Raw genomic sequence first — 12,243 nt, forward strand, 5'->3', positions numbered from 1 at the left:
CGTGGTTTTATCTTTTCCGCTGGAGGATAATTTTACTCAGAGGTGAGCCCAGCCAGCTCAAAGCTGGCGAGCCCCCCGTAGCCCAGAGGGAGATAGATGCGGTTTCCATCTGAGATTGGACGAGAGGGATTTCCCTTGAACGTGACTTTCTTAACAAGCGCCGGGGCCACGCTCCTGTCTTCAGAGAGTTTATAAACGGATAACTCCCCCTTACTGCGACTCGCAATAAGCAGGTAGTCACCGATCACGGTAGGGACTCCCGCTGTATAATTTATCGATAAGGTTTCCACATGCGGGTTAGAGGCCAGAGAGGATGAGTAAACGCCTTTATTTGTAGGATCAAAGCGGTACAGCTTACTCCCGGCGGTTCCCAGTACTTGATCACCATCGGCAGCCAAGCCGAAGCCCTGTCGCATACCACTTACCCAGGTTTCGTTGATCACGGGGTCAGCAGCGCTTCCGCCCACGCCAAAATCGCACACAACGGTTTTCGAGCCATTGGCGAAGACCATCAGGTATCTGTCTTGAGCGCACTCCCGGGTGATTTGATTCTGGTACACCATTGTGTAGGGGAATTTCTGGTACGCCTTCGGATTTGCGATATCCGACACATCGATAAGTGCTGAGGTATTCCCTCTCTGTACGAGTGCAAACCTGGCATCGGGCGAAAGCGCCACCTCTACAATCGGCGAAACACCAGATTTGTAGCCGCCCTTGTAGGTGATTTTATCCGGGCTGGTCTCGTCGATCTCGTAAATGCACAGGCCAGCCGTGTTCTCAGCAGCGTAGATCTTGTTTCCAACGATTTGGATGTCATTGGTGATATCGTGCGAGGGGTATTGGCTGATGATGTTCATCTCATCGTCGATGACGTAGATACCATCTGCCCCCGATGCCACGTAGGTGTAGTCACCATACCTGGCACAGGCCCAGACCTGACTGCCCGGCTGAAATAACCTACCCTCCTTAAAGCCCATCGCACTCAGGTCATTCGAGAAATAAGAGCCCGTGTATGCCTGCTTCGGGAAAACCGTTGAGTCATCTTTATCCGTAGCCTCTGCCAGATAATCCTTTCCGTGGAGCACATACAGATCATTCGACTTATTGGCGATATACATGGTCCCGTCCTGTACATCGCAGTCGATCAAGGCCCCATGTCTTTCCAGCTCTGGATCGTACGGAAAGACCCAGGTAGACTTCGGCTTAGACTTACTAAACCCGGGCTCCCCCTCCTTGGCCATGACCTCGATGTGTGCCACGCGTTTCGGCAGGCGCTTATCTGTCGTATCGTAGACGTAGATGCCATTATAGGTGCTCGCAAGGTATGCGTAATGACCGGCAACACTCACACGCCAGACATCCGGGTAGGAGCAGTACATGCGCCCATCGGCTCTCACCCGGGAGAGCAACACAGGATTCTCAGGGTCGGTGATATCATACATCTCCATACCATTACCGAGTGCGTAGCCTGGGCTCGTCGCCTGCGGAGTCTTACTCTCCATATGCCCGGTGGCAGCGTACAAGATACCCTGCTTGATATTAACGCCGTCGCCACGCCCTTTCAGCTGTATGTCACCGATAACACGGGGATTTTCAACATCGCGCACGTCGCACACTCTCACCTTACAAGCCCCCCATACGCCCGCATAGAGGTATCCGTTGTAGACCTTACAGTCCTGCGTCTCTCCGGTCGGGATATTAGAGACCATGACAGGATGATAGAGGTCAGAGATATCAACAATATCGACGCCAAAGACCCGGTCCGCGATAAAGCAATACTTACCCTGTATATCAATCCCTGTGGCTGCCTCCAGCGAATCAATCCGGGACGCAAGTACTGGATTCACAGGATCGGAGATGTCGAAGACAAAAACCTCATTCGTTCTGGCGGTCACGACAAGCCCCTGCCCGTCGTCGGTGATACTCATTTGTCTAAAATCGCCATAGGGCTTCGTGCTCTTAACCAGCGTTGGGTTATCGCCACGATCATTGGCCTGGAAGACGTGCAACCCCTTATTCGTAATGGCGTAGATATACTCGCCGTTTGCGATAACATCCGCGCAGTTACCGATCCCCATGCCTTCGCCCCAATCGACAACAACAGTCTCCCAGCCATCAGACTCGACCATGTAGTAGCCGCTCCTGGCTCCCTCGAATGTGGTATCACTGGCATCGACGCGAATCCCCCCCAGGTAGACTTTCTGGAGCTGCCCCCCGAGTGTCATCCGGATATTCACCTCGTTGCCGGTAGCTTTGAAAGGAACAAAGATCTGCGTCCATTGCCCGCAAAGCTGATAAGTGAAACCCGTGAGCTCTTTTCCAGACTTGTCGTCGATCGACACCTTCAGCGTGTCATACGCATCGGTCACTTTTGCATAAAAACTGAGCACGTAGACCTTTCCGGCCACCAACTCAAACGGCTCGACGGGCACACTGATCCCAAACGAGTCGCTCTTCGGCAAAGCCGTGCAATCAAGCTCCAAAGCGTTTGTCAGACCGGCGCAATCATTGACCGGGGCGTTTTTCAGGGTCCCATATTCACCGCCGACCAACGTAATGTCAGTCGCATCGGCTTCCATGGCATAGGCACTTGCTCCCAGGAAGAACAACAGGGCAAACATCAGGGGTAGGATTTTATCTTTCATCAGCATCGAAACAGTTTCCTTTTCAAGCGTGAGGATTGGGGGTCACAGGCTCTCAGTCAGTGATAAAAAAGGAACTTCTTATTCACCGTAGCGAGTGGTGGCAAGGATGAGACAACGACAAACAGGGTCGGCACCTCAGCCTTCGGGAAGAATTGCGCACTACCACGGCTCCAGTACGAAATGACTAGCTCCCTCTGAACCTCAACACGACCCACAAACAATCCAAAGAAGATTGCTCATCAAAGCGTTGCTTCCCTGCTCGTCGTAATCTTCACGCTTTGGTTCAATACGACTCAGGACAGACATCCGTTTACATGTGCAACTGTCTTTCTCACACTTGATTCACACACGATGCCTTGAGATTACTGACATCAATGTCTGCTGCATTCTGAATCACCACTGTGCGCGATTGCCCTGCAAGCAGATCGAAGTAATGATCGCTCAATCGGTACCCTCCGGGTAGATTAAAATGCACCGCATGAGCAAAGACATCACTATGAACCGTGACATGCAACGTATCGTCAACACGCTCACATGCCTCGACTGTTACTTTGGCATGAGGGAGATGCAGTGTGCGATACGGCCCGCGTAACCAACTAACCGCCTCCAGCGCAGTGCCTGGGTCCGGGAGGGCGACCACAGTACCTTGTTCAAGTTGATCGGTAGAAGGCATGGGCATTGTTGCGATCACGGAATGATCAAACGGCGCCGTGCGGGCCTCCAATGACATGAGCTCGCTGTATGCCCCATCGTAACTCTGATACCCCCACTGCGCACGCACATCCATCGTCGACGGCGTATCGTTTATGGCGATGAGCAGTATTTCACCGGGTTTTCCGCCATAAACCTCACCGCCCTTACGCAGCAGCAGACGCTGATGAGCCAAGCAACGCTTAACATGATAGTACGAAACCTTGCGACGAAGATAATAGTCAATGATGGTCCAACCGTTCTCGCCCCACGTGTCGTTATACATCCAGAAGATGCCGCCCATCGTTTGCGGGTTGGCGCGCATGCTCTCCAGAGAGTAGCCCAGATTTAACCCCTGACAGAGGCCGCCAAGCAGAATGTATTCATCCAGCGATAACCCTCCAGCATCGCAGTAATGTTCCGTTATGCTGAAGTTAACGCGCTGCATATCGTAAAACGCGTTGGTGTGCTGACGTCCCGTTTCATCAAACAGATTGGGGCTGTCGCTGTCGAGATACTGCTTTGTACTTTCGATGCAGCAGGGTCCACCATAACCATACTCAGAGTTGAAGATAGGAACATCATCGGTGTCCCAGTACCATGGGTTAGACCAGTATTCCGTCTCCGGCAGCATAACCGTCCAGTGATGACAGTCCCCATCCTGGTGATCGTGTACGGTCGTCTCCCCTCCATAAGGACTGGTCGGCCGATAGGGCACTTGCGGACAAAGCTCCCGGATTAAGGTAGGCAGAAGCTCGTGATACAGTGCCCATCCTGGATCGCGTAGCTGCTGGATTTTGCCTGTAAAATCAGGATCTTCATAGAACTGTGAGACTTCATTATTACCACACCATAGCATCAGACATGCGCGACTACGGAGGCGTTTGATCTGGTATCTTGCTTCCGCTTCATAGCTACGAACAAACCAATCACGATCAGCGGGCAAAGCAGAGCAAGCACTCATGAAATCATGCCACAGCAGAATCCCATACTCGTCGCAGGCATCGTAAAAGCGGTCTGCTTCATAGCGCCCCCCACCCCAAACTCGCAAGCAGTTGAAGTTGGCATTAGCAGCCTCGGCAACCAACGTCGTCAGCTTAGCATCGGTGATGCGTCCATACAGGCTGTCGGATGGGATCCAGTTGCCACCCTTGATGAAGATGGGCTGCCCATTCACAGCAATAGCGAAATGACCCGGCTCATCGATCAAGCGGATGGTGCGCAGACCGACCCTGGTCTTGTGAGCATGCACGCATTGGCCCTCGACTGTAATGGTTGTGACCAATTCATAGCGATGCTGCTCACCAGCACCGTTGGGCCACCACAGCCGGGCATCGGGGATCATGCAGCGCAGATCGAGGTGGCAGCGCCCACAATTCAATATCACATTGCTGCGTGTGCTTGAGAATGCCTCACCAGCTTCATCGGTGAAGCTTACCGTGACATCTGCGCGGCAGGTGGTGGTGATCACGTGGTAATTCGTTTCGACACACACATCCACGATGGCATCCTTGCCCTGCAAGGTTGTGACCACGGCCACATCCTTGATCTGTACGGTGGGCACGGGCTTGAGCATCGCATGCCCCGTGATGCCGCATGTAGCAAGATACGGCCCCCAATCCCATCCCCATGTGTAGGCGGGCTTACGCAGGAAAATACGATGCCTCATCCCTCGCTCGGGATAGCCGCGCGCCGCTTCAGTTGCGGTAGCATTGCACAGAGGATCGTCCCGGTACTGCTCTGCGATATCACGCCCTGTTGTCAGGCGTACGAGCAGCGTATTCGCACCGCCCCATTGCAGGTGTGGCTTCACATCACACTCAAACGGATAGAACGCAGAATCATGATGCCCAAGGTGATGACCGTTGAGCCAGATGTCTGCGCCGTAGTCGAGGCCATCGAGAGAGAGCTGCACGCACGCCAGCGTTTTCCATGCGGTAGGCACATCAACCTCGCGACTCATCCACCATGAGCGATCATCGATCCAGTCAAACTGCTGAAAATTCAAACCGACCAGGGGCTCAGGCATCTTCCCGGCCTGCACTAAACTGTCACTCACATCTCCGGGGACATGACAGGTTATCGCATCCGACATAGCCGCTTGCACATCCTGCATGGCATGGGTGTCGTCGCTCAAAGGACGCTCCAGCAGTTTCCAGGCACCGCTCAGATCAATGGGGTCAAATTGCATAAAGCTACTCCTTGCACGTCTCCTGACGATTTACATATGCAGGCTGCATGTTCTGTTTCTTAACGGTTGGACTAAATGATAAACGCTTCTGCATTGATGGTCTTTTCGTTTCCATTGCGTTTTGGATTCTTCGGCACTGGAGGGCTCCGCAATCAGCACGATACGCCCTCTCCCCAAGCCGACGCTCACGGTCTATTGCCCAGAAGGGCTTGCTTCGCCCAATTGCCGAAACCCGTGTTCGTCGCCGAGGGCAAGACATGCCTTCCACGGACGTATGGCATCGGAGCAGGTAGGCGCCTCAAGCGAAGCGGCAGCGGAGCAGACAGCTAGCCGCATGCACTCGGCCCATGGCCAGTCTTCGTGGAACCCATAGAGCAGCCCGGCGAAGAAGGCGTCACCAGCACCAGCCGCACCACGTATGCACTCAGGCGGCAGATTGAGGGAGCCTTGGAGGTGGGTTTCTCCGGAAGCTGAGGCGATGACGGCACCTTCTCGGAAGTGGATGGCCACGGCTCGCCGGACGCCCCGTTCGAGTAACGCGTGTGCCTGAACCTGGAGCACATTGAGGTTCACCGCACCATGGTTGTCATTCGGAATGCCAGTCAATTGGGCGGCCTCCCATTCGTTGAGCACGAGAAGATCGAGATACGGAAGACTGGGCCCCACGATAGCGGGGAAATCGCAGGGTGTGCTAACAAGGTCAGCGCATGTCAGCATCCCCAGCTCGGAAGCACGCGCGAAGACCTTGGCGTGGCCATTACTTCCGCCGAGGTCGATTGCATCGAGGGCATCAAGCAGGCCGAAGTAGCCCATGACAAAAAGACGAGCCGGGCAGTCATCCAGGCGAATATGTTCTGTAGACAACAGTGCATTGGTGCCGCGCTGATGAAAAAACGTGCGGCGGCCAGTCGTGCGATCGGTCATCACATCCGTGTACGAGGTGGGAGCCTCCGATGTGAACTTCAACCCTGTGGTGTCGATACCGTGCGAGCGGCAATCAGCGATGATCGTGCGCCCGTCTGCGTCGTCCCCGAGCAATCCTGCCGCATATAGCGGGAGTCCATGATGAAGCTTGGCCAGGTCTTTAGCCACGTTGTAGGGGCAGCCACCGTTACCGTCTGACTCCTCTGTGATGGTAGCGAGTCCGTCTTGGTGCGGCCAGGCGTCGAGCACTTTGACGTGATCAATGATCCAGTTTCCTGCGCAAAGGATGCCGTTTCTCATCATGGGGGAATGGGGCGAGAGGATAGGTTAAGGTTCGCTGATCAGCCGTACGGTGGAGGGTTCGTCTTCCTCGATACCCGGGAAGCGCCCAATAGCCGGATCGACGAAAATATTGTCGTTGGCGTCGTCGTTAGCGGTAGAGACCTCGCCGATGATACAGTCTTCAGCCTCGGGCCAAAACTCATGGTAAACACCGGGCGTCAGGGTAACGCGCTCCCCCGCCTCAAGCACGAGCACCTTACCCGAGACATGGGCGCGGGGGGCGCCGTTCACGCGCAGAGTCAGAGTATCGCCGCTCGTGCCGCGCTCGGGGTGACCGCCCCACAGGCGCAAGGCCATGCGTCCGTGTCGGCAGATAATGTCTTCCTTTTTACGAGCGTGCGTGTGTGCAGGGGTGCGTTGGCCGGGGCGAGCAAACATCAGCTTCTCACAATACTCGGGCTCCTCGGCCAAGTTGATGAGGACGAGCCCATACTCATCGAAACGCCCGAGACCGAAGTCCGTAATGTCCCAACGGGGTTCTGGCGGCAGGGCCCAGCCATGGCGTTCGAAGCACGCGCGGGCTTCGTGGAAGATAGCGTTGATCGCTGAACGTTTCATCGGGTTAGGAATAGCTTAAACTTGTCTCAGTAAGCACGAGATCTTCTTCGAGTGGTCGGACAGGGTGAATGCCTGATCGCTGGAGTACACCGTGGTAAGCACGGACGGCTTCCTTCGGGCCGATCTCTCCGTCTGTAATGCGGCGCAGAAACTCGATAAAAGCCAGCGGATGTTCGGAGAGGTTAATCTTACGTCCGAAAAGAGCGACCTTCGCTCCATGCTTCTGGGCGTCATGGATAAGTTGAAAGGCGTCGAGAGTCGTCCCGGCGCTACCTCCGAGGATGCCAACCACGAGCGAAGGGTCATAGGAAACCAGTTCTTCCAGCGGGCCGGGGCCGTTGTAGGGAATCTTCAGGAAGACCGGACGACCGACGCGAGTCACCCCCGCCAGGCAGCGGATGATGTGGTCGTTGAGAAAGGAGCCGACCTGCCTGGGTTCAATACCAGGATCAACATTCGGATTAAATACTTCGAGAAAGTAGCGAAAGCGCTTGGTCTCAGCCTCCAGACGGAATTTGTGAAACTCCTCCAACGCCCGGTAATCCCAATCGATATTGTTAGTGAAAGTGATCGAGTACAGTCCCAGGTCCGCACCGACGTGCGGACGGTGATAATTGGTTTCGAGCTTGCCATACTTGATATGGTCGAGCGTCGCCGTCCGGAAATGCCGCGAGGGCTGACTGGGATATTTGCCGCCGCGCACGACCCACACATCCGTCGTGTCATTGGCGCGAGCCGCAGGTGTGATGGGCGAGTTACGGAAGAGTTTTTCCTCAATCGCTAGCTGCTCGACGTTGGAGGCGGACAGGAGCATGATGTCTACCAGCCGCTGCTTGATCACGGCACGGATCTGCTCGCGGTAGTCGGCGAGAGTCTTGTAGCAGCCATCGGATTCGTTGTAGCCGTGGGGGCAGGCCCCGGCACGATTGGGGCCAGGAGCGGTGATCCCGAAGGCCATGTCCGCGTCCTTGGCGTCGGCGATGATGAAATCCGAAGCGGTAGCGGTACCGGCATGAATGCGGGCGAGTTTCTGATCGAGGCTCTTTAGCATGATCGTATTAAGAGGCTGAGGCTATCGTGACTTTCAGTTGTTTTCTCAGCTGGCGCAGAAGATCAGGTGGGACGTCCTCGTCCGTGATCCAGGAATCGAAAGCCTGCCAGTGAGCAAAATTCACAGGGGCGCTCAGACTCAGTTTTTCGCTATCGGCAGCGAGCAGTGCGGTTTCAGCGTGCTGCAGAGCCTGGCTCTTAACATCGGCCTCACTCATTTCGGTCGTGAATACCCCCGCCTCAGCATCCAACGAAGAGGCACCGATGACTGCGTAGTCAAAGCGCAGGTGCCGCAACCACTCCAGCGCCATACCACCGACCAGTGCCCGGCTGATGGATCGCACCTCGCCACCCAACGCGATCACACGCCCTGGCTGAGAGCAGCCGTGATAAAGCAACGGTAAGGAGTTCGTGAACAGAGTGTTCGCATTGCGCTCCAGCAGGGCTAACCCTGCTTCGAGACACGTTGTACCTGCATCAATAAAAACACTCGCGCCCTTCGGAATAAAGCTGGCGGCTGCTCGACCGATACCGCGCTTGTGCGCAGGTACGCGCTGTTGCTTGACGGAAAAACTCGGCTCAGCGGAGAGTTTGCGCGGGTGCAATACGCCGCCATGCGTGCGCACCACCCTGCCCTCTTTTTCGAGCTCTACCAGATCTCGTCTCACAGTCGCCGGAGACGCCCCAAGAGTGTCGACTAAGGTTCGCACAGCGATGCTTTCGTCCTCACGGACGAGTTCAAGAATTCTCTGGCGACGATCAAAAGTGGTCATAAGAGCAACAATGAACATATGTGATCGATTTTGATCATAATCGTCAACACATTCTTGCACGTAGGAGTGGGACGAAAGCGCAAGATAAGTTGCCCCAAAACAGGGAGTTTTTCGAGACTGGGCGCAATGCATTGAGACTGAATGAGACTCGGACCGACTGGTCTAAATCCCCTAAGTCTCTCCAACACAACGGAAAGTGTAGAATGTAAATCGTAGACGCTACAGGGCTCGAACCTGCGTTCGACTAAGTGCAAATCGTAATATTTAAAATGTTAATCAGTTTTCTATTTTTTATGTGATCATTCACCCAAGCAATCCATCTGTCTCCATGCTTGCTGAACTCGTGCGAGTGGGCAAAGTCTTCACTGATTTTGCACATTTGATTGTGACCTGATACAGAGTTAGAAATGAGAGACGAGCGGCCTGCTCACGTATAGCCTTCGTTGTTGACCACCCTCGGGCGCTACTGCTCGCTTCGCGACCTTACCAGGTAATCCGATGACAGCCCCCAGCCACTCCCAGAAGAAAACTTCCCATGCAGCATAAACCAAAATCGGATAACACTGCAAAAAGGACTACTCAAAAGGACCTGGCTATAGAGCTGGGGCTAGCTCAATCGACCATCTCAATGGCTCTGCGGCGTCACCCCGACATCCCGCAGGAAACGATTGAGAAGGTATTGAATCTCGCTAAGACCAAGGGATACAAGCCGGACCCGTATTTGACGGGTCTCGCCGCTTATCGAAAAAAGAATGCATCGCCCCACTACACGGCAACGATCGCCTGGCTGTCCGTTGTGCCAACCATCTGGTCGTGGCGAAATTCAAGAATCTACACCGCTTATCATCAGGGTGCTTGCCAGCGTGCCAGCGACTTGGGCTATCGCATTGAAGAGCACACCCTGGACTTGGAAAAAGACAACGCGAAGTCACTGAGGAGAATCCTCAACGCCAGAAAGATTCAGGGTATTCTCCTGCCGCCATTACCAGGCTATGACAACACACTCGAGTTCGACTTTTCCCCCTTCTACGCCATTACCTTTGGCTATACCCTTAAGTCCCCCAAACTGAATCTGGTCTCCCATCAGCACTTTAAGTCGGCCTGTGTTGCCATGCAGGAACTGCGTGCACGGGGCTACCGTAAAATCGCCTTTTGCATTTCCGATGAGACCGACAGACGCACGTTTCACGGATGGAGTGCCGGTGTCCGCTCCTATCAGGCCCAGATGCCGAAAGAAGAACGCATCCCGCTGCACTTTACGCCGATCAACGAGGAAACCCGTGTGCTGGAATGGTACAGGGCTGTAAAGCCTGACGCGATTCTGACGCAGGGCTCCTATGTTTATGAGATTTTGACCCGGGCAGGCATCTCCATCCCAGAGGAAGTGGGCTATGCCGTCCTGGATGCCTGGAAAGACACTCCGCACCTCTCGGGAATCGACCAGAATGCGCACTTAACAGGAGCCCGGGCCACTGAGTTGCTCGTTGAAAAACTCAATATACAGGACGTTGGCATCCCTGAGATTGCCACGCAGGTTCTGGTCGAGGGGTCCTGGATCGAAGGTGCCACCCTACGTCCACCTTCAGGCTGAGACAGTGCAAAGGCTAAAAAGGTCAGCTCGCCCTAGCTGAACTGTATCAGAAAGGCTCTTCTTGCGAGGCCGGTGAGTGAAATGCACACTCACATCCATGAAGCCTACCCCTATGTGCCTCTTCCTTGCTGCTATCGCTACCCTTTTCATCAACGGATGCCAGGAGACAAAACAGGTTCACGCTCCGACCGCTTCAGGTAAAATCTCAATCGATGAGCCTGCGGTCACTCCCACCCCGGCCACAACGATCTGGCAGGGCGAATGGCTCGCCCAGGTAAAGGAGATGTCGTTAGCCGACTCATCCGAGCAACGCCCCGAGATTACCGAGCTACTTCAGTATGCAGAGGCTGACCTCAACCGAGAGCCACCCACCATTGTAAATAAAGCGGTGCTACCGGCCAGCGGTGATCCACACGACTACTTTAGTATGGGTCCGTACTGGTGGCCAAATCCCGACACCGAGGATGGGCTGCCCTATGTCCGCAGGGACGGTCAGTTTAACAAAGAGAATTTGAATGATATGCAGAGCCTGGGGACAGTCATAAGCACCGTCCGTCGTCTGGGACTAGCCTACTATTTAACCGGTGACGAGCGTTATGCACAACAGGCAAGCCTCTGGCTACGCACGTTCTTTCTGGATGAGGCAACCCGGATGAATCCCCATCTTCGTTACTCCCAGGCGATACCGGGCAAGTGCGAAGGGCGCTCTATCGGTATGATTGATACGTGGTCGCTCCCCACGATGCTCGACGCCGTCACCCTCCTGCAAGGCTCACCATACTGGACCGCTCAGGATGAGTCGGACTTCCGGCAATGGGTTAGCGACCTGCTGGATTGGTTTCTGCACAGTGACTACGCAGCTATAGAATCATCTCAAAGGAACAACCACAGTGTATGGTATTTCGCACAGGTCGGTGCCTACGGTATATTCTCCGGACGGGGCGAAGAGATCCGGCAGCTATATGTGGAGAAGGTACCAGAACTGACTCAGCAAATATCGCCCGATGGCAGCATGCCGGAGGAACTCTCGCGAACCCGTCCCCTGCACTACACGACGTTTTGCCTGCAGGCCTTCCTCGATATTCAGGCTGTCTGCGATGAAGTCGACTTAGAGCTTACGGACCAACAGGTCCGCGTCCACCAGGCGGTATCCTACCTCGGATACTACATGGATCATCCGGATCAGTGGCCATACAAGGAAATGCGCAAGAATGATGCCCGTGATCTATGGACAGTATTTCGCCGCGCAGGCACACGCTTCGACGACCCCCGCTGTAGCGTATGGGAGCAGGAGGCTCCGCCGCCCAGTAAAAAAGATATGTATATGCGCCTGGTTTTCGCACCACCTCCATCTATAGAGACCCTGTAATATCGTTCATCTTAGTGCTCCATGAAACTATGTTAATCATGACAGCTGAACTGTATCAGAGGAAGCCATCTTGATCCTTTGTTATGAAATTCATATCTTAATCATCGACA

General features: G+C 54.5%; 8 protein-coding genes. 2 read left to right on the plus strand and 6 right to left on the minus strand.

Annotated elements, in window-relative coordinates:
• Window positions 1-32: 32 nt before the first annotated feature.
• The 6 genes from K0V07_RS13990 to K0V07_RS14015 all read right to left on the minus strand — a co-directional run bounded on the left by K0V07_RS13990 (window position 33) and on the right by K0V07_RS14015 (window position 9,173).
• Window positions 33-2,645, minus strand: a complete 2,613-nt coding sequence (locus K0V07_RS13990; protein WP_220622005.1) for a hypothetical protein — start codon at window positions 2,643-2,645, stop codon at window positions 33-35.
• Window positions 2,646-2,976: 331 nt separating this feature from the next.
• Window positions 2,977-5,526 carry a sugar-binding domain-containing protein gene (locus K0V07_RS13995; protein ID WP_220622006.1) on the minus strand — a complete coding sequence of 850 codons (2,550 nt, stop codon included), beginning with the start codon at window positions 5,524-5,526 and terminating at the stop codon, window positions 2,977-2,979.
• A 192-nt stretch (window positions 5,527-5,718) separates the two neighbouring features.
• Window positions 5,719-6,753, minus strand: coding sequence for a carbohydrate kinase family protein (locus K0V07_RS14000; protein ID WP_220622007.1), 1,035 nt, complete (start codon window positions 6,751-6,753; stop codon window positions 5,719-5,721).
• 24 nt (window positions 6,754-6,777) lie between these two features.
• Window positions 6,778-7,350: a D-lyxose/D-mannose family sugar isomerase gene (locus K0V07_RS14005; RefSeq protein ID WP_220622008.1), complete on the minus strand. Its 573-nt coding sequence runs from the start codon at window positions 7,348-7,350 to the stop codon at window positions 6,778-6,780.
• Between the two features lie 4 nt (window positions 7,351-7,354).
• Entirely contained in the window at window positions 7,355-8,401 is a 1,047-nt protein-coding gene (locus K0V07_RS14010; protein WP_220622009.1) for a hypothetical protein, read from the minus strand.
• Between the two features lie 7 nt (window positions 8,402-8,408).
• Window positions 8,409-9,173, minus strand: a complete 765-nt coding sequence (locus K0V07_RS14015; protein ID WP_220622010.1) for a DeoR/GlpR family DNA-binding transcription regulator — start codon at window positions 9,171-9,173, stop codon at window positions 8,409-8,411.
• A gap of 535 nt (window positions 9,174-9,708) precedes the next feature.
• On the opposite strand from K0V07_RS14015, the gene K0V07_RS14020 reads away from it, so the two are divergent.
• Together K0V07_RS14020 and K0V07_RS14025 are read left to right on the plus strand one after the other, a co-directional pair.
• Window positions 9,709-10,764 (plus strand): LacI family DNA-binding transcriptional regulator, encoded by a 1,056-nt coding sequence (locus tag K0V07_RS14020; protein WP_220622011.1) that lies wholly within the window; start codon window positions 9,709-9,711, stop codon window positions 10,762-10,764.
• 97 nt (window positions 10,765-10,861) lie between these two features.
• Window positions 10,862-12,133, plus strand: a complete 1,272-nt coding sequence (locus tag K0V07_RS14025) for an alginate lyase family protein (RefSeq protein WP_220622012.1) — start codon at window positions 10,862-10,864, stop codon at window positions 12,131-12,133.
• The last annotated feature ends 110 nt before the right edge of the window (window positions 12,134-12,243 follow it).

It is taken from the genome of Ruficoccus sp. ZRK36, from assembly GCF_019603315.1.
Taxonomy (GTDB): domain Bacteria; phylum Verrucomicrobiota; class Verrucomicrobiia; order Opitutales; family Cerasicoccaceae; genus Ruficoccus.